The 23,323-nt window shown below is 69.8% G+C and carries 27 protein-coding genes, 3 pseudogenes and 4 CRISPR repeat arrays; of the genes and pseudogenes, 12 read left to right on the top strand and 18 right to left on the bottom strand.

The window, feature by feature from the left end; all coding sequences use genetic code 11:
- Positions 1–3 precede the first annotated feature (3 nt).
- The 5 genes from AB0P06_RS33775 to AB0P06_RS33755 all read right to left on the bottom strand — a co-directional run bounded on the left by AB0P06_RS33775 (position 4) and on the right by AB0P06_RS33755 (position 2,053).
- On the bottom strand, positions 4–252 hold the full coding sequence (locus AB0P06_RS33775) for a hypothetical protein (protein WP_363614240.1): 249 nt from the start codon (positions 250–252) through the stop codon (positions 4–6).
- A gap of 40 nt (positions 253–292) precedes the next feature.
- Complete coding sequence (locus AB0P06_RS33770; protein ID WP_363614238.1) at positions 293–583, bottom strand: hypothetical protein; 291 nt, start codon at positions 581–583, stop codon at positions 293–295.
- A gap of 350 nt (positions 584–933) precedes the next feature.
- Positions 934–1,503: an Imm1 family immunity protein gene (locus tag AB0P06_RS33765; protein WP_363614236.1), complete on the bottom strand. Its 570-nt coding sequence runs from the start codon at positions 1,501–1,503 to the stop codon at positions 934–936.
- Positions 1,504–1,947, bottom strand: coding sequence for a DddA-like double-stranded DNA deaminase toxin (locus AB0P06_RS33760; RefSeq protein WP_363614262.1), 444 nt, complete (start codon positions 1,945–1,947; stop codon positions 1,504–1,506).
- On the bottom strand, positions 1,922–2,053 hold the full coding sequence (locus AB0P06_RS33755; RefSeq protein WP_363614234.1) for a hypothetical protein: 132 nt from the start codon (positions 2,051–2,053) through the stop codon (positions 1,922–1,924). The genes AB0P06_RS33760 and AB0P06_RS33755 overlap by 26 nt, the downstream gene beginning before the upstream one ends.
- A 66-nt stretch (positions 2,054–2,119) precedes the next feature.
- Here AB0P06_RS33755 and AB0P06_RS33750 point away from each other — a divergent pair, with 66 nt between their 5' ends.
- Both AB0P06_RS33750 and AB0P06_RS33745 read left to right on the top strand, forming a co-directional pair.
- Positions 2,120–2,311: a hypothetical protein gene (locus AB0P06_RS33750; protein WP_363614231.1), complete on the top strand. Its 192-nt coding sequence runs from the start codon at positions 2,120–2,122 to the stop codon at positions 2,309–2,311.
- Positions 2,312–2,447: 136 nt separating this feature from the next.
- Entirely contained in the window at positions 2,448–2,576 is a 129-nt protein-coding gene (locus AB0P06_RS33745) for a hypothetical protein (protein WP_363614229.1), read from the top strand.
- Positions 2,577–2,692: 116 nt separating this feature from the next.
- On the opposite strand, the gene AB0P06_RS33740 is transcribed toward AB0P06_RS33745, so the two are convergent.
- Positions 2,693–2,830: a hypothetical protein gene (locus AB0P06_RS33740; RefSeq protein WP_363614227.1), complete on the bottom strand. Its 138-nt coding sequence runs from the start codon at positions 2,828–2,830 to the stop codon at positions 2,693–2,695.
- 320 nt (positions 2,831–3,150) lie between these two features.
- Here AB0P06_RS33740 and AB0P06_RS33735 point away from each other — a divergent pair, with 320 nt between their 5' ends.
- The 3 genes from AB0P06_RS33735 to AB0P06_RS33725 all read left to right on the top strand — a co-directional run bounded on the left by AB0P06_RS33735 (position 3,151) and on the right by AB0P06_RS33725 (position 4,251).
- Positions 3,151–3,309: a hypothetical protein gene (locus AB0P06_RS33735; protein WP_363614225.1), complete on the top strand. Its 159-nt coding sequence runs from the start codon at positions 3,151–3,153 to the stop codon at positions 3,307–3,309.
- Complete coding sequence (locus AB0P06_RS33730; protein WP_363614223.1) at positions 3,306–3,878, top strand: Imm1 family immunity protein; 573 nt, start codon at positions 3,306–3,308, stop codon at positions 3,876–3,878. The genes AB0P06_RS33735 and AB0P06_RS33730 overlap by 4 nt, the downstream gene beginning before the upstream one ends.
- A 148-nt stretch (positions 3,879–4,026) precedes the next feature.
- The gene (locus AB0P06_RS33725; RefSeq protein ID WP_363614221.1) at positions 4,027–4,251 is read left to right on the top strand and encodes a hypothetical protein; all 225 of its coding nucleotides are present in this window, start codon (positions 4,027–4,029) and stop codon (positions 4,249–4,251) included.
- 147 nt (positions 4,252–4,398) lie between these two features.
- Here the strand turns inward: AB0P06_RS33725 and AB0P06_RS33720 are convergent, their stop codons facing one another.
- Positions 4,399–4,557, bottom strand: a complete 159-nt coding sequence (locus AB0P06_RS33720) for a hypothetical protein (RefSeq protein WP_363614219.1) — start codon at positions 4,555–4,557, stop codon at positions 4,399–4,401.
- Positions 4,558–4,699: 142 nt separating this feature from the next.
- Between AB0P06_RS33720 and AB0P06_RS33715 the strand changes: the two genes are divergently transcribed.
- A complete protein-coding gene (locus AB0P06_RS33715) occupies positions 4,700–4,894 on the top strand; it encodes a hypothetical protein (RefSeq protein WP_363614217.1) in 195 nt (64 codons plus the stop codon).
- A gap of 241 nt (positions 4,895–5,135) precedes the next feature.
- Here the strand turns inward: AB0P06_RS33715 and AB0P06_RS33710 are convergent, their stop codons facing one another.
- On the bottom strand, positions 5,136–5,684 hold the full coding sequence (locus AB0P06_RS33710; RefSeq protein ID WP_363614260.1) for an SMI1/KNR4 family protein: 549 nt from the start codon (positions 5,682–5,684) through the stop codon (positions 5,136–5,138).
- A gap of 249 nt (positions 5,685–5,933) precedes the next feature.
- Between AB0P06_RS33710 and AB0P06_RS33705 the strand changes: the two genes are divergently transcribed.
- The 4 genes and pseudogenes from AB0P06_RS33705 to AB0P06_RS33690 form a co-directional block, all read left to right on the top strand.
- Positions 5,934–6,116, top strand: a complete 183-nt coding sequence (locus AB0P06_RS33705; RefSeq protein ID WP_363614258.1) for a DddA-like double-stranded DNA deaminase toxin — start codon at positions 5,934–5,936, stop codon at positions 6,114–6,116.
- Positions 6,117–6,127: 11 nt separating this feature from the next.
- Positions 6,128–6,550 carry an Imm1 family immunity protein gene (locus AB0P06_RS33700; protein ID WP_363614215.1) on the top strand — a complete coding sequence of 141 codons (423 nt, stop codon included), beginning with the start codon at positions 6,128–6,130 and terminating at the stop codon, positions 6,548–6,550.
- 115 nt (positions 6,551–6,665) lie between these two features.
- A pseudogene (locus tag AB0P06_RS33695) lies at positions 6,666–7,055 on the top strand (oxidoreductase); the annotation flags it as partial.
- A gap of 70 nt (positions 7,056–7,125) precedes the next feature.
- A pseudogene (locus AB0P06_RS33690) lies at positions 7,126–7,536 on the top strand (NAD(P)-dependent oxidoreductase); the annotation flags it as partial.
- A gap of 174 nt (positions 7,537–7,710) precedes the next feature.
- A CRISPR array of direct repeats spans positions 7,711–7,981; the repeat unit is 27 nt; unit sequence GCTGACCCCCGCCTGCGCGGGGAGGAC.
- A gap of 21 nt (positions 7,982–8,002) precedes the next feature.
- On the opposite strand, the gene cas2e reads toward AB0P06_RS33690, so the two are convergent.
- The 8 genes from cas2e to cas3 form a co-directional block, all read right to left on the bottom strand.
- Positions 8,003–8,317 carry a type I-E CRISPR-associated endoribonuclease Cas2e gene (cas2e, locus tag AB0P06_RS33685; protein ID WP_363614213.1) on the bottom strand — a complete coding sequence of 105 codons (315 nt, stop codon included), beginning with the start codon at positions 8,315–8,317 and terminating at the stop codon, positions 8,003–8,005.
- A 40-nt stretch (positions 8,318–8,357) separates the two neighbouring features.
- Positions 8,358–9,281 (bottom strand): type I-E CRISPR-associated endonuclease Cas1e, encoded by a 924-nt coding sequence (gene cas1e / locus AB0P06_RS33680; protein WP_363614211.1) that lies wholly within the window; start codon positions 9,279–9,281, stop codon positions 8,358–8,360.
- A 59-nt stretch (positions 9,282–9,340) separates the two neighbouring features.
- Positions 9,341–9,997, bottom strand: a complete 657-nt coding sequence (cas6e, locus tag AB0P06_RS33675; protein WP_363614209.1) for a type I-E CRISPR-associated protein Cas6/Cse3/CasE — start codon at positions 9,995–9,997, stop codon at positions 9,341–9,343.
- Positions 9,994–10,833 carry a type I-E CRISPR-associated protein Cas5/CasD gene (cas5e, locus tag AB0P06_RS33670; RefSeq protein WP_363614207.1) on the bottom strand — a complete coding sequence of 280 codons (840 nt, stop codon included), beginning with the start codon at positions 10,831–10,833 and terminating at the stop codon, positions 9,994–9,996. Before cas5e ends, cas6e begins: the two co-directional genes overlap by 4 nt.
- Positions 10,830–11,990: a type I-E CRISPR-associated protein Cas7/Cse4/CasC gene (gene cas7e / locus AB0P06_RS33665; protein WP_363614205.1), complete on the bottom strand. Its 1,161-nt coding sequence runs from the start codon at positions 11,988–11,990 to the stop codon at positions 10,830–10,832. Before cas7e ends, cas5e begins: the two co-directional genes overlap by 4 nt.
- A gap of 87 nt (positions 11,991–12,077) precedes the next feature.
- Complete coding sequence (casB, locus tag AB0P06_RS33660) at positions 12,078–12,848, bottom strand: type I-E CRISPR-associated protein Cse2/CasB (protein ID WP_363614203.1); 771 nt, start codon at positions 12,846–12,848, stop codon at positions 12,078–12,080.
- Positions 12,845–14,497, bottom strand: a complete 1,653-nt coding sequence (gene casA / locus AB0P06_RS33655; protein WP_363614201.1) for a type I-E CRISPR-associated protein Cse1/CasA — start codon at positions 14,495–14,497, stop codon at positions 12,845–12,847. Before casA ends, casB begins: the two co-directional genes overlap by 4 nt.
- A 216-nt stretch (positions 14,498–14,713) precedes the next feature.
- Positions 14,714–17,557, bottom strand: a complete 2,844-nt coding sequence (gene cas3 / locus AB0P06_RS33650) for a CRISPR-associated helicase Cas3' (RefSeq protein ID WP_363614199.1) — start codon at positions 17,555–17,557, stop codon at positions 14,714–14,716.
- Positions 17,558–17,858: 301 nt separating this feature from the next.
- A CRISPR array of direct repeats spans positions 17,859–18,378; the repeat unit is 29 nt; unit sequence GTCCTCCCCGCACCCGCGGGGGTCAGCCG.
- A gap of 188 nt (positions 18,379–18,566) precedes the next feature.
- On the opposite strand from cas3, the pseudogene AB0P06_RS33645 reads away from it, so the two are divergent.
- Positions 18,567–18,731: pseudogene (locus AB0P06_RS33645) on the top strand (competence protein CoiA family protein); the annotation flags it as partial.
- Positions 18,732–18,984: 253 nt separating this feature from the next.
- Positions 18,985–19,562: a CRISPR direct-repeat array (repeat unit 29 nt; unit sequence GTCCTCCCCGCACCTGCGGGGGTCAGCCG).
- A gap of 59 nt (positions 19,563–19,621) precedes the next feature.
- Here the strand turns inward: AB0P06_RS33645 and AB0P06_RS33640 are convergent.
- Positions 19,622–19,963, bottom strand: coding sequence for a hypothetical protein (locus AB0P06_RS33640; protein WP_363614197.1), 342 nt, complete (start codon positions 19,961–19,963; stop codon positions 19,622–19,624).
- On the bottom strand, positions 19,960–20,238 hold the full coding sequence (locus AB0P06_RS33635) for a hypothetical protein (protein ID WP_363614195.1): 279 nt from the start codon (positions 20,236–20,238) through the stop codon (positions 19,960–19,962). Before AB0P06_RS33635 ends, AB0P06_RS33640 begins: the two co-directional genes overlap by 4 nt.
- A gap of 486 nt (positions 20,239–20,724) precedes the next feature.
- Positions 20,725–22,126: a CRISPR direct-repeat array (repeat unit 29 nt; unit sequence GTCCTCCCCGCGCGAGCGGGGGTCAGCCG).
- Between the two features lie 112 nt (positions 22,127–22,238).
- On the opposite strand from AB0P06_RS33635, the gene AB0P06_RS33630 reads away from it, so the two are divergent.
- On the top strand, positions 22,239–23,246 hold the full coding sequence (locus AB0P06_RS33630; protein WP_363614193.1) for an HNH endonuclease signature motif containing protein: 1,008 nt from the start codon (positions 22,239–22,241) through the stop codon (positions 23,244–23,246).
- The last annotated feature ends 77 nt before the right edge of the window (positions 23,247–23,323 follow it).

Here is a 23,323-nt window from a genome sequence, read left to right as displayed (position 1 = left end):
CGGTCACGCGGCACCGCGCGCGGAAGCGGGCCGCGGCCGGCGGGCCGGGCGCAGCGGGACGGCGTTGCCTCGGGCCACGGCAAGGGCGGCGCGGTGGCTCTCGCGCAGCTGGCGGGCGCGGACCACATCGGCCAGGGCCTGCTCGTCCTCGACCGACGGGCGGTGAGACCCTTCGGGCTCGCGCAGGCGGACCTGGTCGTCGCCGTCGTCGGCGTCGGCGTCGGCGGTCGGCTCCGGCCCGCTGAGCAGCACCGCGCACACCAGGCACGGCGGGCCCGCGTCCGGGATGCGGCTACTGGATCTGTTCCGTCAGGGTCGCGAGGTCGACGACCTGGTCGGCGGGCGGAGCGGTCACCGGAACGGGCACGTCGTAGTCGCTGAAGTCGACCTGGAAGTCGTAGGCCTGCGACTCCACGCGCACGGGACGTGGCGGGCCCTCCGTGGCGACGTAGGCCAGGAGCGGCGGGCCCGCGTCCGGGCCCGTGACGAGGAAGCTCACGGTCTTCGTCCCGCCCACCGACAGCCCCCCGCCGGAGAGCGCTTGCTCGGCTGGGTCCGCGGTGCCGACGACGGGGACCGTCATCAGGTCGCAGAACCCGCCGGCATCGTCAAGTGTCTGCCCCGGGGGCAGACGGACCCACTGCCCGCCGAACCTGACCGCGGTCGCGGCGCCCCACTCGCGGGCGAACGCCTGCGGGTATCCTGACGAAGGTCTCCTCCCGGACGCGAAGGACCCGGCTCGGACACGGTGCCCGGTTCGGCGGATTTGCTGGCTGGCGCACAGGCCAGTCAGCAAATCCGCCGGCGTACGGTTATGTGGCTCTGCCGCTTGCCTGCCACTCCGCTGGGCGGGGGGGCTCCTCTATACCAGACTGGCGCCTGACACGTTTAGGTCTTGCGGGTATATGGAAAAACCGCCACTGTTTTTCTCGCCTAGTCGCGGGGGATATCGCCCGACTCGATGAGTTTCATCAGATCGTCCAGCAGGGCTTCCGCGCCAGTGAAAGAGTCCTCGGCGGGATTCGCATCAGACTTCCTTTCGACGCGTTCGCCATTCATGTGCCCCTTGACCCAGTTGATGCAGGTGGGCCTGTCCCCGGTCCCTGTTCGATAGAACTCCTCAAGGATCTTACGGACGTCCGGCAGGGGAAATACGCTCGCCGGTTCCATGAAGACCGGATGGCTCAGATCCGAGATCACCTTCGGGTCGATAGCAGGTGGCGTTGTGTTGTCGGACACCCAGACCGATTCGTAGATTCCACCCCGCTTGGGATATTTCTCACTAACGAACCAAACTATGCCACCATATCCCGTTTCCCTGTTGAGTGAAACGACGAGATGGTTGTCAGAGTGGCCATCCCTGTCGCGCCGGTGCCCATCAATGGAAAGCCATGCATTTCGCCCGCTTTGAAGGATTTCCATCACCTTGGAAATCAACCGATCTGCATCGTCCTGCGTTTCGCCGTAGTGCCGCTCATCCCCTATCAGGACAGTCAGAACCATCTAGTCCTCCAGCGTGCCTTTTTCGAGGATCAATGTCGGAGACACCCTACCGGTCGCCGCGCCCTTCACCCAAACCGTGAGACTGTGGCCGACGGGAAGAATTTGCTCCACTGACTTCACGCAATTGTACGGCCCCGTACAAATTCCGCTGGTATTGTTGATCACTATATTAAGGTTCAGGCTCTTGATGCCCTGGCTCTTGATGGCGGTCCGCATGATCCAGGCAAGCGTCGTTTCGACGTGAGCTTCCGTGGTCGGCGGGCGAGGCAGGTTGAATTTCTTGGCCAGATATTCACCAATATCAGATGACCATTTGGTATAGCCGCTTGTCCATTCTGTCGATATTTTCTCGATTCCGCTCTTGCCGATATAGAAGGCCTGGCCGACCGTTTTGAGGTGTGTCCAGTGAACGGCTCTGTCACGTAATCGGCTCTGTCTCGTAATCGGTGGCCGCGTCCAGCTCGCCAGGGCGTAGTGCGGCCAGAGCCTGTTCGGCGACGTCAGAGAGGAAGACGTGCAGCGGGGCGGGCTGCGCGGGCTGGTCGGTCACCGGTCGCCGCCGGCGGGGCGGAGTCGGGCGAAGGCCTCGCCGGCCGGGCTCCACTTCTGCCCGCCGATGGGCGATGGTCTGGCTGCTGGCGGCGGCTGCGGCACGGGCAGCGGTCTCGTCCTGGTGGTCCCGGACGGCGACGGCCTCGGCGAACGCGGTCTCCGACTCGCGCTTGCGCAGAATCGCCTGCTCCTGGCGGGCGATGGCGGCCGCGATGGCGGGGTCGGTGACGGCTCGGCGGATCCGGGCAAGGGCTAGCGCCGCGCGTCGTCGAGGCCCGCCGCGCGGCGCCCGCCGGCACACGGCCGGGGCAAACGGGCGGGCGGAAATACAGCACTACCTAGGTACGACATCGACACCGTTGTCGGTCCGGATGCTGGGAGGAGTGCTCGTGATGGAGGCGACTGGGGCAGGGCGGGGAGTGCGGGTCCGTGCCGTGGGGCGGGCGGTTTGGCACATCCTGGGGGCCTGTCAGACCGTGCTGGAGCTGTGGATGCTGCTGCGGGAGGCCGGACTGCTGTAGGCCGCCCCGCGCAACGCGGTCGGCGCCGGACCGACCGCGCGGCCGGCGTCCCCGGGCCCGTGCGCTGGCCCAACCGCTTTCCGGCCGGGACGGTTCCCGGCCGGAACCGTGGAGGCTTACGGGGCGGTGGTGGCCAGGGTGTCGTCGATCAGGACCTCGGGCGCGGGGTCGCTCGAGGTGGTGGCGGGCTTGATGGTGTCGATGGCCTCCACACCAACTTCGTCCTCGCGGGCGAAACCCCGGTACTGGTTCACAACGCCACCATCTGCGACAAGCAGATATGGGAGATTCTGAGCTGGCTCGGGAGGCGGCCGAAGGACAAGGGCCCGACAAAGTGGCAGGTACTCGTCCCTTTTGAAGGCAAAATGGTGGATTGGGAAGACCTGATCACAAGCGGAAGCAACGGGACGCCGACACCAAAGAGCTGATCGAAACCATCAGCAAGTACCTTCAGCGAGAAGGCTCCACCGCTCCCCCCGTTCCGGCGACCGCGGATGTCTACCCGGCAGCATCATGTCGAAACAAACTGGCATGGGCTATGTCCCAAACGCGGGATATGAAGTACGCAGAATTTGTGATCAACAACGAGCTCGGACTGTGTGGCCCGGATTGGTCCTGTGCGGATGCCGTACCGGACATCCTCTATGATGACCAGATGCTGACGGTCCGCTGGTGCGACAAAAAGACAGGCGAATTGGGAAAGAAGGAGCTCAAGGGGGTGCGCCAGAAGTGATTCTTCACATTCAGTTCGACAGGGAAGAGAAATATCCCTCCAGCCAGAAGGAAGCCGACCGCCTGATCTCGGAGGCCCTGCACGTCATTAGCGTGAAGGAAATCGTGGACGGGGAATACGTCTCGGGCGGCATGGCGTCGTTCTGCTACACCGAACCGCAGGGAAGGTTTCCCAGTACCTATCTTCGCGTTTCCGTCAACGAACTGAGCGGGTACGGCGCCCTCATGTGGTCCGTCGACGGGCAGGCCCCTCGAAAAGGCGGGATCTACGACTATACGTGGATCTCCGACAACCCCAGCCCGCCCGAGATCGACTCCCAGCTCGTGTCAGACACTTACTACGGCTGGTGTCACGACCCCGCCAGCGCCGTACCGCTATCCCGGATTCGCGCCGCAATCGAGGAATACTGCCGACTCGGTACCGGCGAACGCCCAGAAGGCATCAACTGGGTGACCGGGGAAATCAATGGCCAACGGCACGACCGGCCGCCATTCGAAGAAGAAGTGGACGAGAATTACTCAGAGCCGAACTGGGAAACCTTCTTCGACGGGGCTCCACGGCCCGAATGAAACCGACAGGTGAGAGTTGGTTAACATGGGCCAGCCTTCCTAGGTAAATTGAGCCAGCTCTAAATTTCTGGCCACCAGCCTCGGACGCTAAAGCCTGTGAGGCTTCTACCGGGAGGCAGACGGGCTCGGACTTCGGGTGGGAGAGGAAGTGGTCCGGCTCGATGACTCCGTTAACGTTCAACACCGCGTCGTCGGAACCGATTGTGTCCTGACCGTCAGCCGGAACATCGAGCTGCGTTACCCGGCTCCGTCGGAGTTGTACGGCCTGAAGGACGACCTGACGCCGTTTGCCGAAGCCGAGGGCTTCGGTCTCGGTCTCTTCGTAGCGAACGTGGTCCGGGATCCGAAACGGTCGGCACGGATCTACCGCTGATTCGTGCGGTGAACTCAGGGCCGGTGGCCCGCCTCCGGGAGAGGCGGACCACCGACCCTGTCCCTTTCGCTTGAAGGCCGGAGGCAGGCGGAGTTGTCGTCCCGCCCCACTGCGCCCATGGCGGTCCGGCCCGGGCGCGAGCCCCTTCTACGGGCGCCCGGGCCGTTCAAGCCCGGCCGGCCCGGCCGGCTGTCCGGTCGGGACCAGTTGCTCGCTGTCTTCCGAGCCGTTGCGGGCGGCCGGGTCGGCGGCGTCGGAGAGGAAGGCGTGCAGCGGGGTCGGCTGCTCGGGCTGGTGGTCGGTCACCGGTCACCGGTCGCCGCCAGCCGCGCGGAGCCGGGCGAAGGCCTCGGCGGCCGGGGTCCAGTGCTGGCCGCCGATGGGCGCGGCGAGGAAGGCCATGGCCTCGGAGCTGGTGCACAGGGCGAGGCGGTGGCGGTAGGTGGCGATGACCTCGGTGACGGCGGCGAGGTCGCCGATCGGGGAGGAGTCGAGGGCGGAGGCCGCGGGGATGAGCCTGCCGGACTACGCGCGGAAGGTTCTGGCGGAGGAGGCGGACGAGCGGCGGCAGCGGTTCCTGACCGCGGCGGCTCACTTCTCGCAGGCCTGGGCACCGGCGTTCGAGGCCGAGGGCCGCGCCTGAGGCATCGCGGGTCCTCGCCGGGGCGGTAGAGGAAGGCCTGGGCGAGGTGGAGGGCGGGCTCCAGGGCGGTTGGCGTCCTACGAGGCGCAGTGCGGCGATGGTGTTTGCGGCCGCGGAGTTCCACGAGATCGTGTGGGTCGGCTGGTGCCAGGTTGTGCGGACCACGGTGCCGCCGGGAAGGATGTGCTGGCTGTTCCAGGTCCGGCAGCGGCCTCTTGGCCGGGGCGGTGGCGGGGTCGGGTCAGGTCAGCACACGCCAGTGGATGCGGTGTCGGCCGGAGGCGTGGTGGAGCGTCTTGGGTGCGAAGTAGCGGAAGGGTTGTCCTGTTTCGAGGCTGGCGGCCACGGACGTGACGAGGTTTGTCAGGTCGGTGGCCCACAGGCTGCCGTCGATGTCGCCCGAGCCGACGCCCATCTCGTAGATCCGTCCGTACGTCGGCCCGGGGCAGTGGTCCATGAACAGCACGCCGCCGTCGTTGGGCAGGGCCAGGGGCACCCACAGGTGGGCGTGGGCGTAGAGAGGTTGTTCGTCCCGGTCGGTCGGGTCGCACTCGTCGTTCTTGAAGATCTTGGCGAACGATCGGTGCCTGGTGAGGATGCGGTCGGTGTCGAGCAGGCGGTGTCCGAGGGGGAGGAAGGAGCCCGCCGGGAAGAAGTCGGGCCCGTATTCGGGGCGGGGGTCGGTCACGCCGTTGTGTCGGGAGAGAAGTGCACGTACCCGCGGGTGGAGACGGAAGCCGAGGCCCCGCTCCAGGTCCGCGATCTGTTCCCCGGTGGCGCCGGGTCGCAGCGCGGCGTGGTCGGCCGGCGAATGGATCGCAAGCCATCCCGCGAGTCGCGCCCGGGGAAGAGCTCGTCCCCGTATGGCCGGAGCAGCCGACGGGGATCCGGACCAGGTTCAGGCTCCGGTGCTCCTCCCCGCAGACGCGGGGTTCGGCCGAAGCTAGTGGGCGGCTCAATCGGCGAGCCCGCAGTCGGTCCTCTCCCCCGCCGCTCGCAGAGACAACAGAAGTTCGTCGCCAGAATGTGAGAGGAGGGAATCTATGAAGCCCAACTCGTGATCAACATGCCAGGCGGACCATGCCGCGAACCGCTGGGATGCGACCAGCTCCTCAACTTTCTCCTCGGCCCCGACAAGGGACTTACCGTATACTTCCCGAGGGCAGATGGAAACGGATTGGATATCCCCTTGCGTTATGGAACGGCGATATCGAAGGGTTGAACCGACAGAACATGGCTATGCGCGCTGAAGTTAGATACAGGCGAGAGCATATGGACAGCCCTCGCCATCTAGAGATGGTTGAGGACGTAGACTCTCTGATCAACGAACTCCTCTTTGGACCGAAAAACGAGAACCTGGCCCAGATCATCCACCTGAGCCGGGAACGGGTGGCGTTCGGATGGCCTGACCATGAGCTCGTGGTGGGCGTCGACAAGGAACTCAATGTCGGGCTGATGTCGTTCATGGACCGCACTGAGAACTATGTCACCGCAGGTCCTGAAAATTCCAGAAACGCCCCCGAGTATTACCTTGCGGGGCACTGGAGAAGCTTTCCCGACCAAACCGAGGTATCTATCGACCTCGTATGCGAAGCGGTCAAGGAGTTCCTCCTTTCGGGCGGGCAGCGGCCTGTGTGCGTCAAATGGAAAGAGTAATTTCCTGGTGACTAAGAGCGTCCGCCAGTAGGTGCGGGATCGAACTGGGCGCGGGGTCTCTCGGCGACCAGCCCCTGGACCGCAGTAGGGTCCGTGCAGGGGAGGGAGGAACCACATGGAGCGGGCCCGAATCCTGCTGCTGGACGCGGCTCCTGGCGAGTTGCTTGGTCGGGAGCTGGAGCGTCTGCTCGGCCACGGGCGGGCCGTCACGCTGAACCTCCGGCGGGTGGCCGATCACGCCAGGGCGCGGGCTGCCTGGGCTGGCCGGGTGGACTTCACCGACTTCGACGCCTTCGACGAGTCCGCGCTGCTCTCCGAGACCGTCCGGGATGGACTCGGCTATCACGCGGTCAAGTCCCGTGCCGGTGTGCCGCTGCGCGCCGCGTTCCTCGCGGCGGCGACCAACGCCATGCTGGCCAACCGGCTCCGCGTGGTCGGCCGGGCCGGGGTGGGCACCGATCACGTTGAGTTGGCAGCGGCCGCCCGGCACGGGGTCGCTGTCACCCATACCCCGGGTTCCAACGCGAACGCGGTCGCCGAGTTCACCCTCGCCCAACTGCTCGCCCTGACCCGAGATCTCCCGGCGCACAACGAGGCCGCACCGGGGCCACTGGCGGGCACCGACCGCACCGACGGTAGAGCTGTCGGAGCTAACCCTGGGCATCGTTGGGATGGGCCGGATCGGCCGGGCACTGGCCGAGCGGGCGACCGCCCTGGGCATGGAAGTCCAGGCCCTCTCGCGGCGCCCCGCCGAGGCCTCGGTGCCCCGGGCCCACTCCCTCACCGCACTACTGGCGACCAGTGACGTGGTCTCCCTGCACCTGCCGCTCACCGTGCAGACCCGAGGGCTGATCGGTCGGGCGGAGCTGGCGCTCATGCGCCCAGGGTCGATCCTGCTCAACACCGCCCGGGGCGGGATCGTCGACGAGCAGGCGCTGGCCGATGCGCTGCGCGACCCCACACACCCGCTCGCGGCTGACGCCGTCGACACCTTCGAGCACGAGCACGCCGCCTTCGCCTCGCCGCTCTTCGGTCTGCCGAACGCCCTCGGCCGTCGCGGCGCCGATCATCACGAGCTGGCCGGGTTCTGGTGGTCGGGCTGGACGGTCACCTGGGTCTCCTCGGTGATGTCGGCTGCCGTGGTGGCGGGCCGCAGGTTGACTGACCCCCGCCTGCGCGGGGAGGACGAAGTCCGCTCCGCCCCGCGCGCCGTCCGAGGCGGCTGACCCCCGCCTGCGCGGGGAGGACCGCAACTTCTCGTCCGCCGCCCTCAGCGCGGACGGCTGACCCCCGCCTGCGCGGGGAGGACGACGGTGAGGGCGACACGCCCTCCGGGTACGTCCGCTGACCCCCGCCTGCGCGGGGAGGACCGATCCCCGAGCCGGACCCGGCAGCGTAGCCGGCGCTGACCCCCGCCTGCGCGGGGAGGACCCTTCGCGAGCTGGTCTTCTTCTAGGGCTTTTCCATTTCTTGACCATGGTTCAAGACTGTGGTGGCGATCAGCGTGAGGCCGTCGAAGTCGACCGCCTGCCGTCTCTGCTGGCCGGCGGTCCGAAGTTCGAATCCCTGTTCGTTCGCTGCTGGGTGGGCCAGGACGGCAACGCCCTCGCCGATGCAGTTGCTGACGGAGTGCCACAGTTCGTCTCGTACCTTGGCCGACGCCGTGCCGACGTAGAGGTACGGGGTGACCTCCAGGAGCCAGCGGGTGAGTGCTCCGCGGACGTGGTCCGGGACGGCGGTGACGGAGATGACGATCATTGAGGCCACTGGGCTCGCCCTTTCCTGGTCCAGGCGTACGACACCGGTGTCACAGCCCTTCACCGTCCGCGTAGTTCACGCCGCCCGGCAACGCGCCACTGATCGGGTCCCAGAGGTCCACCAGTTGTTCCTCCGGTTCGGGTGCCGTGATGTCCTGCTCCGGGGCGAGCAGGCGCTGGATGTCGGTGACGATCCGCGGCAGGAGGCGGAACAGGCGCAGTCCGTCACGGAAGCCTCGGCGGGCGTCGGCTTCGGGCTGGGGTGAGGAGTGGAGCGAGAACGCGAGCGGGATGGTGAGTTCGGCTTTGTAGAGGTCGGCGATGTCGTAGACGAACGCCTGCTGGTTGCCGCTGTGGACGAAGCCCAGAGCCGGGGAGCAGCCGAGGGAGAGGACTGCTGCGTGGACGATGCCGTAGAGGCAGGTGTTGGCGGAGGACAGGGCGAGGTTGACCGGGTCCTGGGTGTCCCAGGAGTCGGGGTCGTAGTTGCGGCGGAACCGGCCGATGCGGTGCTGTTGGGCGAGTAGGCGGTAGTGGGCCTTGATTCGTTGGCCTTCCAGGCCGCGGAGTTTCGCGAGGCCGCTTTCGGGTGGGGCGCTGCCGTGTCCGAAGCGCTGTTCGTACATGGCGGTGGCGATGGCGAGGCGCGTGGTGTCGTCTACCCAGGCGCGGGCCTGGGGTTCGAGCCAGGTGGTGCTGAGGGATTCGGGGACGGTGGCGGCGTAGCAGCGGACGCCGCCGGAGCCGGTGGCGAGGACGGTGGTGCCGTGGCGGGCCAGGGTGCTGAGGGCTCGTGCGGTGATCGATGTGCCGGGTCCGAGGAGGACGCAGCTGAGGGCCGCTGTGGGCAGGTAGACGGTTTCGGTGCCGCGCTGCGGGGTGGTGACCTCGGCGCAGACTCCGGTGTCGTCCTGGACGATGCGGACGATGTCGAGGTAGAGGAAGGACAGCGAGTCGGCGATGCGCGGGAGCATGGCGACGGTGGGCGCGGCCAGTTTTCGTCGGGCGCCGCCTGGGTCGGGTCGTCGGGGTGTCATTGGTTCCCCTGGTGGGGGGCGATGCTGAGCAGGCCGCAGCCATAGGCCTTGCCCTTGCCGATCCCTGCGGTGAGGCGGGTTCGCAAGCGTTCCGTGTCGGCGATGAGGGCGGTGCCCTCGAACAGGACTCGGTCGTGTTTGATGGGGCGCTGGTCGCTGCGGCGGGCGCCGCAGGCGGCGTCGAGCGGGGTGGAGTGGAGGGTGTTCACGTGCAGGCCGGCGGCGTCGGCCTGGCGGGTCCACCAGTCGTCGGCGGCGGCTCCGCGCAGGGGGACGACGGCGCTGAGCCCGTAGAGGTCGCGGGTGGTGCGGCCGGGTTTGCGGATGGGGTTGGCGGCGATGCGGTAGCGCACGGCCAGGCCCGGGCGCAGGGCGTCGAGCAACGGGGTGAGGGATTTGGTCGCGGCGCTGCCGTAGCCGGCGGGCAGGCGGGTGAGGTCGGGCGGGAGGGCGCTCTGCAGCAGGATCTGGTGGCCGCTGCCGGCGGTGTCGCTGCGGAAGAGGACGCCGAGTTCGCGCCGGGGTGCCGGGGCGGGGATGTTGTCGGGGAACAGCGACATCAGGCGGTGGTGCAGGTCGACGGCGCTGGTGCCGTCGCGGCGGGCGTCTCGGCTGCGCTGGTCGGGGAGGATGCGGGTCAGCCACAGGCTCATGCGTGGGTGCTTTCGGAGCGGGCGGTGTGCTGGTCGAGGTAGCCGCCGAGAGCGGTCAGGTGGTCGACACCGAGTCCCGTGCACTGTTCGGCGGGCAGGGCGAGGGTCCGCTGGTAGCGGGGCCGGGCGCGGTAGGCGCGGTGGCGGGGGTGGAAGGTCGAGGGCTCGTCGGTCACCTGGCCGGCCGGGTGCGCGCCGTCGTCGCCGTCGCCGTCTTCGGCGGCCCGGCCGAGGGTGGTCAGCGGGCGGTCGCTGTGGAAGACGATGTCGACGCTGCGGTCGGCTCCCGGCCGTCGGCGGGCGAGCGGGAGGTGGACTAGGTGGTGGGGGGCTTCGTCGACCAGGCCGAGGAGCAGCGGTCCTTCGGGTGGGCAGGAGCGGCGGCCGAGGAAGGGCGGCCAGTGCGGCTCGTTCAGGGCACGGGCGCACTCGGTCAGCAGCGCCGGGTCGCCGGTGAGGGCCGCGGTGAACGCGGCGTCGGCGAGGTAGTAGCGGTGGGAGAGCAGGGTGGCTGTGCCCCCGGAGCGCTTCTTGCCGTCGGCGGTGGTGACGGTCCCGCCGGTCGGCAGGCCGCCGCCGACCGTGTGCAGGTCGCGCAGCAGTACGCCGGGCCGGTCCGCGCGGACGGTCAGGGAGAGGGTGGCCAGGTCGCTGATGTCCGCGCCGCGCGGCCGGCCCAGGGCGGAGGCGAGCAGGCCGATGACGCCCGAGCGGGTCGGGAACGGCGCGGTGTCGCGCTCGTTGAACTGGCTTCGCTCACCCCAGGACTGGAGCGGCCCGGCCAGGCGCAGCAGCAGTCCGCGGTCACCGGGTGCGGGCGTGGGTGCCGGGTTCACGCGCCGGCCTTCGGGTAGGCGGCGTCGAGGGCGGTGTCGATGAGCGAGGGGAAGGAGTCGATGCGGCCGCCGAGGCCCTCGAGGTCCTTGTCCTCCAGGCTGGCCCAGCCGGCGAACACGGTGCCGCGCCCGCCGAGCAGCTTGCCCGCGGCCTGGGCGTAGCGGGCGAGGGCGGCACGGGAGGGGATGGCGTAGCCGCCGTCGGTGTGGGAGCGGACGGGCTGTTCGAACGCGGCGGCATAGGACAGGGGCCGGTCGCTGCGTACGGCGATGTGGGCGAGGTCGGGGATGGTGTGGGGGGCGGTGGCGGTCTTCTTGGCGCGGGGCAGGGAGAGTACGAATGCCTCGGCGAAGCCTGCGGCGAGCTCGCGGGCGCCGGCGTGGTCGTCGCCGAGGTTGCGGGCGAGGTCGGCGAGGTCGATGGTGGCGTAGCGGTAGAAGACGCCGGCGCTGAACTCGGCGTGGCCCATGTGGGCGCTGCCGGTGGTGTCGCCCCAGGCGGAGGTGACGTCGTCGACGGCGGAGAAGTAGTCGAGCTCGATGTCGGTGCCGTGGGTGGTGAGGGCGTGGGCGACCTGGACGGCGCCGTCGACGCCGGCGTCGTCGACCTCGGCGAGCATGCGGCCGAAGAGGTTGATGACGCCGTTGCGTGAGCGCAGGATCCCGTCGATCTTGTCCTTGGGCAGGATGCTCTTGTCGGTGCTCTTCTTGATGTCCTTGGCGGCCGCCAGGGCGTCGCGGTGTTCGGCGGCGAGGTCGGCGAGCTCGTCGACGGCACTCTCGGGGACGTACACCATGGCGTTGGTGGTGATGACGGGCGAGTCCTTGGCGGTCTCGAACTTGATGCTGCTGCCGGCGGCGACGTGCTGGCCGGCCCGCTGGGCGAGGTCGGCGGGCCAGCCGCGCTCGTCCTCCAGCAGGCGGGTGACGCGGGCGCCGATACGGCGGGTGCGCAGGGCCTGCTCGCCGAAGCCGTGCTGGAAGTACTCGCGGATGGCGCGCTTCCAGGACTGGCTGCTGACCCGGGTGCGGTCGGTGTCGCCGTAGCGGACGGTCTTCACGGAGTTGTTGTCGTCACGGTTGAGGTTGGCGAACGGGACGGCCTGGACGACGTGCAGGTCGAGGAAGCGGGCGGGGGCGTCGGTACGGGAGGGCACTGTTCTTCTCCTGGACGGTGGGCGGGGAGTCGGCGTGGAAATGGGGAAGCCTGGAACGGGCGTGGTGGAGCAGGAGCCGTCGTCGGGTCAGGACTCCGAGGCGTCCGCCGTGGCGGCGTCGGCATCCTCGTCGCGCTGGAGGTCCGCCTCGCGGGCACGGCGTTCGCCGTCGGCCTGGAGGGCGCGGTAGTAGTCCTGGAGCCAGCGGCGTTTGATCTCGCCGGAGTGGCGCTTCCACCGGCACAGGTCCACCAGCAGCTGAGCCCAGTCGACGTCCACGTCCCGGTCGCGCAGTTGACGGACGGCACCCGGCAGGTGGCGGTGCAGCCCGTCGACGCTCTGGCGGGTCAGCATGTTGAGCCGGGTCTCGGCGGACGCCTCCCGCAGCCCGTTGCCGTTGCCGGGGCCTGCCTTGGCGACGCCGTCGGCGAACGACCGCCCCAGGTTCCTGCCGTACCGCGGCGTGACGGCGGCAGGAGGAACGTCGCCGGCGGCCGCACCGGGCACCGGCTCCGGCCGCGGCCGCGGCTCGGCGGCCGTGGCCGCGTACTGGCTGCGGCGCTGCGCGGCGATCAGGACCGCCACCGTGTAGTGGGCGCGCTGGACGTCCCGGTCGCGCAGCTGCTCCTCGGTGAGCCAGGAGGCGACGAAGCGGTGCATGAACGACACCTCGTCGAGTCCCTTGCCGGCGCCGCGCCGCAGCGCCGCGCGCACGCCCGGGTCGTCGTGGCTGCGGCGGTCGATCCAGGCGGTGAAGGCGCGGGCCCGGCCGAGGGCGGGGACGCTGCTGGTCGCCGGTTTCGGGTTCTCCTGGGCGGGGGGTCGGTCGGGGGCGGGGATCGTCATGGTGTCGGTCACGTGTTCTCCGTGTTGGTGGATCGGCCGGGGACGGCGGTCTTCGGAGTGGCTTTGACGGGGCCGCCGTACAGCTCGACGCGGGCGCCGCTGCAGGCCTTGGCCCCGCGCAGGGTGCCCAGGGCGCCGTGCGTGACGGTGTCGTAGGCCCGTTCCGCGATCAGCCGGAACGCGGCGGCGGCCCCGTCGAAGTCCCGCGCGTTCAGGCGCCGCCAGAACTCCGCCTCGGCGGCGGGCCAGTAACGGGCCGCCGCGTCGACGGCCCAGGTGCAGTCCCGGATCTTCGGGGCCTCGGTGAACACGGCCCACGCCTTTTTGACCGCCCGGTCGAGGCGGTTGCCGTACCGCTCCCCCAGCATCCGCAGCCGGCCGACCTGCACGGCGAGCTCCGGCTCGTTCTCCTCGGCCAGTTCGAGGACCGGCGGGGTCGTGGCGTCGACGAACTGGACGTCCTTCGCCTGACCGTCCTGCTCGAACCCGAGAGCCCGCACCCGCAGGTACTCCGACACCTCCGCCGCGGTGAAGAACACCGCCGGCCTGCGCGGCTCGGCGGAGCCCGCCGGGTCCTTGAGCAGCAGCGCGTCCAGGTCCCGCCACAGCGCCCGCTGCGAGTCCGCCGGACGCGGGTAGGCGTTACCCTCCTTGCTGGTCTGCCAGATCAGGTACGGGTCACCCTCACGGGAGATCTTGTCCCGGTAGGCCCAGGTGATGAACGCGTCCTTCACTCGGCCGCCCGTGGCATCGGGAACCAGCAGCAGCGCGTGCTGGGACCGGGCGGTCAGCTCCGAGCACCGCCCTTTCAGGACGGGCGGCACCCCGGCTGGATCCGGCAGCTCCACCCACTCCCACGGACACAGGTCCGTTGCCCGGCTCACCCGCGCACCGGGCTCGGGCAGCCCGGCCAGCAGCGTCTCGAAGAGCGACTCGCCCTCGGGATGGTAGGACAGGGAACTACGCAGCGGCCCGGCACTGCTGTTGGCGGCCTTCACGTCGCCGGCGGTACGGCTGGAGCAGCGCCCGGAGGGGCCGTAGTAGTGCCAGACCAGCAGGTGCAGGACGGCCTCGGCCGGGCTCGGCAGGTTCGGCGCGGCGGCGTCGACGTGCCGGAACCAGGCGTGGTTGTTGCCCGACGGGCGGGTGGTGATGAGCTTGTCCACCCCGGCGGTGTTCTGCGGGTCGCACTGCCCGGCCAGCCGAGGGTCCTGGAGGAACGGCCGGACGGGGTGGAACAGGTCGAACCGGTGCCGGTTGTCGGCCACGAAGGCCTCGACCTCGGCGGGATCGAAAAAGCCCCGGTCCGCGAGGCCGACGCGGCGCTCGGACCAGTCGCCCTGCGGACCGGCTCCGTCACGGGGCCCGGCCTCGTCAAGGCCCGCCAGGCGGGCCGTGACCGCGTACAGGACGCGGTACAGCGCCGACAGCGCCGGCGGAACCGCGACGGCGACCTGCTCAATCTCATGGGCACACAGCAGGAGCTGGTGCAGCCCCACGGTACCGGGGCGCTCCACGCCCCGGCCGCCGGCTGTGCCCGCCCGCCAGAGGACGGGGATCCACGGCTCGTCGAACAGGTCGTATATCGGCCGTGAGGGGAACGTGGCCGGTGTCGGTGACGGCACCGGCTGTGCGGGGAATGCGGGTGGTGCGGATGGCATGCGGCCTCCGTCGAGGCGGTACAGGGAAAGGACGGCGTGGGTAGGCTCTGCCCGGTCCCCGCGGCGAGCGGGGGTGAGCCGTGCGGTGTTTGGGAACCGGCCGCAGCGGCACCGGCTCCCCGCGCAGGCGGGGGTAGCGCCGTTTCCGGGACAGGCCGGCCGGCCCGCTTCGGAAGCGGCACAGCCAACCTAGACACAAGTGCGGGGTTTGAGAGGCTAGTTCTCGGAAATTCCCACCTCCGAGATCTCAAGGTTCCGCTCCCCCAGCCGGCATGTCCACCGGCCCCGCTCGTCCCGCCGCATCCACAGCAGCACCAGGTCCGCCAGCACCGGCCGCTCCAGCCACGGCCCCGGCACAGCGTTCTCCCCGCCCCGCCCGGCCAGCCACCGCCCGGGCAGCGGCACGGTGTGCTGCACGACCAGTGCGACATCGTCGCGGCTCATCACCCGGCCCCCCGCACGCCCCGGCAGCGCAACCTTCCCTTCGGCGTCGAGCGTGGGCTCCGCACCGTCCCTGACGTACACGCACACCGCACGCCCGCTGTCCGCCCCCAGCCGCGTCGTCAACAACTCCTCGGTCACACCCAGGCCGCGCTCACTGAGCACCGACAGGTCACCCCGGACATCGAACGGCGCACACACCGTCGTCACCTCCGCCAGCTGCCCCTCGGCCGCGGCCGACGCCAGCCGCTCCGCGTCCATCCGCTCCAGCTCCCGCCGCGCGGCCTTCTCCAACCCCTCGCCGAAGTCATCCGCGTACACGGCGTCCACCAGCCGCTGCACATCCCCCGGCACCGCAACCACCCGGTTCCCCGGCTCACCCAGCAGAAGACTCGTCCGCCGCAACAACGACGCGTCGTACACCGTCCCCCAGGACCGCGGCGCGCCCACCCCGCCGTCGTCGTCCAACGGCTCCAGCACCACCAGGCGCGGCTCCGATACCACACCGCTCCACACCGGCCGCCCGCCACGCTCGTGGCGCTTGCCGCGCCCGGCCCGCTGCAACAACTGCGCCAACGGGGCAAGGTCCGAGACGACCAGATCGAAATCGAGATCGAGCGACTGCTCGACAATCTGCGTCGCCACCAGCACCGACGCTCCCCGCACCACACCCGCCGCCAGCTCGTCCACCGGCTTGCCGTAAGCCGCCTCACACTCCGCGGTGATCCGCTGCCGCTCATGCGCCGGGAACCGCGAGTGCAGCAACCGCAGACCGCCCGGACGAACGGCAAGTCCGGGCAGAGCCACCCGCAGATCCCGGAACGTACGCTGCGCCTCCTCCACCGTCGTGCAGCAGACCAGGACACAACCGCCCCCACCGGTGACCGGCGCGAGGAGCTCACGAAGAGCCGCCCGCCTGCCCTTCGCCTGCGGAGCCTGCCCGGGATCGTCCCGAACATCCCACCGAACCCGCCGGGTCTCGACCCGCAGCGTCCGCTCCCGGCTGCTGCCGACCATCCGAGGCTCCGACACCTCACCACGGTCCGCGCCCACGAACAACCAGCCCGGATACCGCGGCTCCACCACGGCAGGCTCCGGGAAGCCGGCACCACGCCGGTAGGCGTTCACCAACGACGACGCCGCCCTGCCCGTCAGCGTCGCCGACAACAGCACCACCGGCGCACCAAACGCCCCCAACCACTCCAGCAAACGCACCAGCAGACTGTGCATCCACGGCCCGTACGCATGCGCCTCGTCGACCACCAACACCTTGTCCGACAAACCGAACAACCGCAGAAACCCATAACGCACCGGCAGCACACCGGTCAGCGCCTGATCAACAGTCCCGTTCGCAAGCGGCGCCAACATGCCACGCCGCCCCGTACGCAACCACCGCCCGGCCTCCGTGTCCGCCAGCACCGCCGACCCGTCCGCCACCACCTCCCGCGCCGCGTACTGCGGACTCAGCCACGCCATACCGTGCAACAACGTCAACGCACGATCGCCCTCGACGTTTCCCTCCGCAAAGCCACGCACCCGCCCGAACATCGCATCCGCCGTCGCCATCGTCGGCAACGCGAAAAACACCCCCGACGCACCCGACACACGCGCCAGAACCGACGCCCCGTGAAGCGCCGCCTCCGTCTTCCCATCACCCGTCGGAGCCGTCACCAACAACAGCCCCGGACCCGACACCAAAGCCGGAAGATGCTGCGCGACATCCGCCTGCAGCAGATTCGGCCGGAACGGAAACTGCTCGGCGAACCCCTTCTCCGGAAACACCGCACGACCCAGACCCGCTCCCCGCACCCACCCCGGCGCAGCAGCCACCGCCACCCGAAAATGCTCCTCCAACGCCACCCCACCAGCCACCCAGCCCTCCGGCGGAATCCGCCCCACAATCACGTCCGCCTGACTGGCCAGCCAGTCCGCCACCACCACCAGCCCCGACACCACCACCACCGCCCACCCCGGCAACACCCCGCCCGGCACCCCAACAACCCCCGTCACCCGACGCACCGCCCCCGCATGCGCCAACCGCTGCTCCCGCCAGCTGGCCGCTGTGCCCAGACCGGGCTGGTAGGCGTTCGGGCGGGCGAGCTTCCTGACTTCCAGGGCCTTGCCGAAGCAGCCGTGGTGGCCGCCGAGGAGCTGCGCGATCTGGTGGCTCGCCGACTTCTTCACCAGCCGGCCCACCGGCGGGTAGCCGCACTGCTCGAGGAACTCCACCAGGCCCCAGTGCGTCGCCGTCTCGTGTGCCAGGCACTCCCCGCTCCTGCCGGCGCCGCGCTCCTCCGCGTACCCCGGGTCGGACGCCAGCCGGCGGAAGGCCTCCGGGACCAGGGCCTGGAACCCGGGGGTGATCTTCCCGATGTCGTGAAGCCCCGCCCAGAACGCCACCATCCTGCGGGCCTCCTCAGAGTCGACCCCGATGGCCTTCGCCAGCCGCTGCCGCACACGCTCACTCAGAAGCACATCCCACAGCGCCCCGGCGGTAGCCGCGGTATCGAGAAGGTGGCAGACGACCGGGTAGTCCGCAGGCAGCCCGGCATTCTTCCCCCACAGCCGGGAGTCCGGCACGACAGCATCAGATTGTCCGTCAGTTTCCGTATCAGCCACGCACGGAGGACTATCACCCGCCACTGACAACGCGACCCCGCCCCGAGAACCACGCAGGCACACGGCCCACTACCGGCACCCCGCCGACCCCCACACTCAAGAAAGGACCGCTCACCTCCCAGCCCCCGGAGCACGTCAGCAAACCGGTGGCCGTCGGACTTCACGTGGCAGGATGACGAGCGGTCCTTGACACCTCAACAGCCCCACACGCCCTCCCCGGCCAACAGCTGTGACCGCCAGTACCGGCAAGCAGCACTGGTCAAGAAATGGCAAAGGCCTTCTTCCGTCGCAGGTCAAAAAGGGTCCTCCCCGCACCCGCGGGGGTCAGCCGTCTCTGACCTGCGGAAACGTCAAATGGAACCGGTCCTCCCCGCACCCGCGGGGGTCAGCCGGCGCTATCTCCCCTGTGGGGAGATACGTTCACGTCCTCCCCGCACCCGCGGGGGTCAGCCGGCTGGTGCGGGCCCTTCTCCGTGCCGTCAGCGGTCCTCCCCGCACCCGCGGGGGTCAGCCGGTGAGGATTGCGACGGCGAGGGCCAGGCCGCGGTCCTCCCCGCACCCGCGGGGGTCAGCCGTCGCTGAACAAGACGGTCGGCGCGATGGCCGCGTCCTCCCCGTGCGAGCGGGGGTCAGCCGGGCGGGTTCATCAGGATCCGGTTGTAGCCCTCGTCCTCCCTGCGCAGGCGGGGGTCAGCCGGTCCGGCGGCCCACTCGGGGGTCCTCCCCGCGCGAGCGGGGGTCAGCCATAGGGTCAGCCGGTCGGCCATTGAAGCCGGGCCCGGCCATCACCCCGTCCTCCCCGCACCCGCGGGGGTCAGCCGCAGGCCGCTTTCGGTGTCGAGGACGGTGCAGAGTCTGGCGAACGCCGTTTCCGGTTCGCGCTTCTCGATAGTTTGCTTGGTTTCCGGTCAGCTCGTGTCGAGGGTCATGGCACCATCGGTGCTTCCCACGTCGCGCCGCTTCTCGTTGTCGGAGAGTCCGCATGCCGCCGCAGAGGCATCCTGGGTACACATACTGGTGCGGCACGCTGCTTGGTGGTTGTGGCGAGCGGCTGACCGACCGTCTCTACCGTGAGAAGGTCTGCCACTTTGCCCACCATCCGCATCACACCTGCACGCGGGCGGCCACAGGTGAGGACAGCGCCGATCACCTGTTCATGAAGCAGACGCTGCACCAGTGGATGCGGGAGCGCGGCCCACTACCGGCACCCCGCCGACCCCCACACTCAAGAAAGGACCGCTCACCTCCCAGCCCCCGGAGCACGTCAGCAGACCGGTGGCCGTCGGACTTCACGTGGCAGGATTACAAGCGGTCCTTGACACCTCAACAGCCCCACACACCCCCACCGACAGCCGTGACCGCCAGCACCGGCAACCAGCACTGGTCAAGAAATGGCAAAGGCCTTCTTTCGTCGCAGGTCAGAAAGGGTCCTCCCCGCACCTGCGGGGGTCAGCCGCTGCGGCGACCCCGGAGGGACCGAACTCCGACGTCCTCCCCGCACCTGCGGGGGTCAGCCGCCGGTTGTAGTGCTGGCGCAGGATCTCCTCCCGTCCTTCCCGCACCTGCGGGGGTCAGCCGGGGTGGTGACGTGTTGAAGGGTACCCGCAGCGGTCCTCCCCGCACCTGCGGGGGTCAGCCGCAGCCCCATCGTGTCGAACAGGGCCTTCAGCCGTCCTCCCCGCACCTGCGGGGGTCAGCCGTTCTCCGACCCGGACCAGGTCCGGGAGTGGTGGTCCTCCCCGCACCTGCGGGGGTCAGCCCCCCACCAGCACCACGGGCGGTGGCTTCTTCAGGTCCTCCCCGCACCTGCGGGGGTCAGCCGGGAGAACGCCCCACCCACCCCGCCCTGATCGCGTCCTCCCCGCACCTGCGGGGGTCAGCCGGGAGAACGCCCCACCCACCCCGCCCTGATCGCGTCCTCCCCGCACCTGCGGGGGTCAGCCGACCGGCACGCCGGGCCCGAGCCGGTCCAGCAGGTCCTCCCCGCACCCGCGGAGGTGACCGTGGTTCCCGCCCGGGACATCGGTTCTACACGCCTGTGGCCGCCCGACGGGCAGCGGCGGGTCAGTGCCCCTTCGGCATTCTCAGACCGGTCACCGTAATCACCGGCGGCTCCGTGTCCGGGCTCACCATGTAGGTGACGGCGAGGACGCCCAGCAGCGCCACACGGTCGTCCTCAACGGCATACGTGCGAGCGAGACTCGGCCCGCCATAGGGATCGGCCGCCAAATCGTCCAGCCCGACGAGCAGATCCCCAACCGAGGTCCCGGCCAGCAGAGCGTGCAGAGCCTCCCGGTCCAGCGCACTGGAGGGAATCCCCGCCAGCCTCTCAGCACCGTCGAGCGCGCGCAGCTGCTCACGGGCCGCGTCGGTCAGGACCACCCGGTAGCGGCGCGGCCGGCTCACCAGGCCGCCAGCGCCGGGAAGACGTCGGCCAGATCGTGCACCGCGGTTTCACCGGCGCGCACCGCCTCGGCGGCTTCGGCCGCAGCGGTGTCGTTCGCGGTCTGCGCGACCGCCGCCCACTGCCCGACGAGGGAGAACAGGTCCGCCGGATCAGCCGTGTCCAGGGCCAGCTGGAAGGCCGGCCGCAGCTCGGCGGGCAGGGCCTGGCGGATGGCACCGACCGTACGGGGCCGATCAATCGGCCCCAACGGGTAGTCGTGCGGCTGCGCGGACATCATCCCTCCAGTGCTTGCCAGACGACCAGCGTACGCGGCCCCAACGAACACCGTCAGCCACTCCCCCAGAACAACCCAGGGTCAATAGAGGCGGGAACCGAGGTAGCCGGAACTCCGGGCCGTACGCCACGTCCCGGGTAACCCGCGGTGACCCGCCGGTCTCATTGTCGTAGAGACAGGGAACATCGCCCGCTCCACCACGGCGGGACAGCCGACGGGGGATCCGCACCAGGTCCACACTCCGGTACTCCTCCCCGCAGACGCGGGGTTCGGCCGAAGCTAGTGGGCGGCTCAATCGCCGAGCCCGCAGTCGGTCCTCTCCCCCGCCACTCGCAGAGACATCGGGCCCAGCGACGGTGGCGTCTGCCACCATGGCAGCTGCTCCTTGACACCTCAACAGACCACCACGACTCCGAGTGCCGGCTGTGGGCTCTGCGGTCTGGTCAAGAAATGGCAAAGCCGATCTTCCGTCGCAGGTCAGGAAGGGTCCTCCCCGCGCGAGCGGGGGTCAGCCGACCTGGAAGCCCGACCGTTCGAGGCCTCGGAGGTCCTCCCCGCGCGAGCGGGGGTCAGCCGATTCCACGGAGGATTACCGACTTGCCGCCACCGTCCTCCCCGCGCGAGCGGGGGTCAGCCGAACCTCAACCAGGAGAAGACCATGACGAGGAAGTCCTCCCCGCGCGAGCGGGGGTCAGCCGTCCGGCAGGTCGTCGTCGGCCGGCTCGTCCGGGTCCTCCCCGCGCGAGCGGGGGTCAGCCGATCAACTTCGTGGTCCCCCCGGATGTCGTGGGGTCCTCCCCCGCGCGAGCGGGGGTCAGCCGCCTGTTCCTTTTGTCGGCGGCCCCCGCTACGGGTCCTCCCCGCGCGAGCGGGGGTCAGCCGCTCGCCGGGGAGAGGGGCGGCGACCTCGCCGAGTCCTCCCCGCGCGAGCGGGGGTCAGCCGGATGTCGGCATCTCCGCAGGCGGCAATGGGGGGCCTCCCCGCGAGCGCGGGGGTCAGCCGATCTGTGACCGGTACTGACGCTCCCTCCGGCGGTCCTCCCCGCGCGAGCGGGGGTCAGCCGTCACTGGCGGATCCGGGGCAGCAGGGCAGCCGGTCCTCCCCGCGCGAGCGGGGGTCAGCCTCCTCCCCGCACCTGCGGGGGTCAGCCGTTGATGTGGTTGGCCGCCCAGGCGTCCGGGACGTCCTCCCCGCACCCGCGGGGGTCAGCCGGGGATCAGCACGTCGTAGACCTTCGGCCGGACGTCCTCCCCGCACCCGCGGGGGTCAGCCGCCGCCGCGCTGCTTGGCCGTCAGGTTGGTGGAGTCCTTCCCGCACCCGCGGGGGTCAGCCGACCGTCCAGGAGCTGGCGCTCTACCCGCCGGAGTCCTTCCCGCACCCGCGGGGGTCAGCCGGTGATCACCTGGTTGAACGAGGTACGTGCCACGTCCTCCCCGCACCCGCGGGGGTCAGCCGGTCTCCTACACGGCTTACCAGAAGGCCAGCCGGTCCTTCCCGCACCCGCGGGGGTCGGCCGCTCTCCACCGGCAGGTCGCCGACAGCCTGCGCGTCCGTCCTCCCTGCGCGAGCGGGGGTCAGCCGGAACTGCAGCTCCCGATCGTCGTGCTCGCCCAGTCCTCCCCGTGCGAGCGGGGGTCAGCCGTGCCTGGAGTTCGGCTCGGACGAACTCGGCGTGTCCTCCCCGTACGAGCGGGGGTCAGCCCCGACAACGTTGAAGGCCCGCACCCCTAGAAACGTCCTCCCCGTGCGAGCGGGGGTCAGCCGGACGAGGAGAGCGGGCTCCTCTCGGTGGTCGTGTCCTCCCCGTGCGAGCGGGGGTCAGCCGTACGACACCGCCTGCTGCAGCGGCCGCTGGTCGTCCTCCCCGTGCGAGCGCGGGTCAGCCGTAGAGAGAGAACGCGGCGACGATGGCGGGCGGGTTCAGCAGCTCCGCACGCGGACCAGGGTGCGCCGCCTGTGGTACGCCGACGGCTGCCCGCCTGCTCGGGCATCGATCTATTGTCCGAGCAGGTGGGTGCCATGTGTGCGTATTTTCCCCGCGAGCAGCAGGCACCCGCGCCGCTCGCTGTTCCCCTTCCCAGGGGCCGGGCCTCGATCCACCTGGCTGAGGTCGAACGAATCGCCATGCGGCGGGAGTTCTTGGCAACCGTAGCCGCCCGCCTGGACGGTGGCGCCGTCGTGAGCCCCCAGTCCGTCAGTGTCAAAACGCCCGATGGCTTCGCCATGTCCGTGAACGCCTATGACGGCAACACCAGAAAGCCGGTGGTATGGGCTTACCTGACTGCCGACAGCAGGCCGACAGCGTCACAGCTGGAAGTGATGTCGACACTGCGCGAGGACGCGCAATCGGTGGCTGCGCTCATTGGTACCCCGCTGTCGTGGAAGCCAGAGCGGAAGTTCAGCACGTGGGCCGACTGTCCTGTCCCCGCCATCAGCAAGCTTTCTGACGGCTCGGAGGCAATGAATGACGACGCCGTCGACTGGGCCGTCCGTACGGTTGAGGGCATCCAGCGTCACCTCCTCGGTCCGATCGCTTCGGGAACCCTCGAGCACGCCCACGCACCAAGGCCAGGATCACGGCCCGCCGCGCCTGCGATACCTCGCGATCCCGCGCCTGCGGTGCCAGCGCGGCTGCCTTCGTCCCCGGAAGCGCCACCGACGGCTTGGTACGGGCCCGCTGCCGTCCTGCTGGGGGCTGGCGACTACCGGGAGAAGACCGCCACGTTGGAATACGCCCAGGCTGGGCGTTCCCGGCGTCGCCGCGCTGCCGTTGTACTGCGCCCGGTCCGCTCGCCCGTCGCGCGTGCGCTGGTCGTCGCCCGGTCCGAGCGCTGCTGCGAGAACCCGGCGTGCCTCAGTCCGGGGTTTCGGGCGATGACCGACGACGGGGATCCGATCGTGGAAGTCGACCACATCATCGGATTGGCCGACGGCGGAGAAGACCACCCCGCCAACATGATCGCCCTCTGCCCCAACTGCCACGCTCTGAGAGGGCGTTTGATGTGAACGGATTGCCCTTTATACCCTAGTAAGTCCCTCGCCAGGTTGGTGTGGTCTCGTCCGTTATGCGCTTGGCGAGGTTG

The organism is Kitasatospora sp. NPDC088351 (genome assembly GCF_040685575.1).
Taxonomy (GTDB): Bacteria; Actinomycetota; Actinomycetes; order Streptomycetales; family Streptomycetaceae; genus Kitasatospora.
Note: the sequence above shows the minus strand (reverse complement) of the source record. Positions and strands in the feature narration are given on the sequence as shown.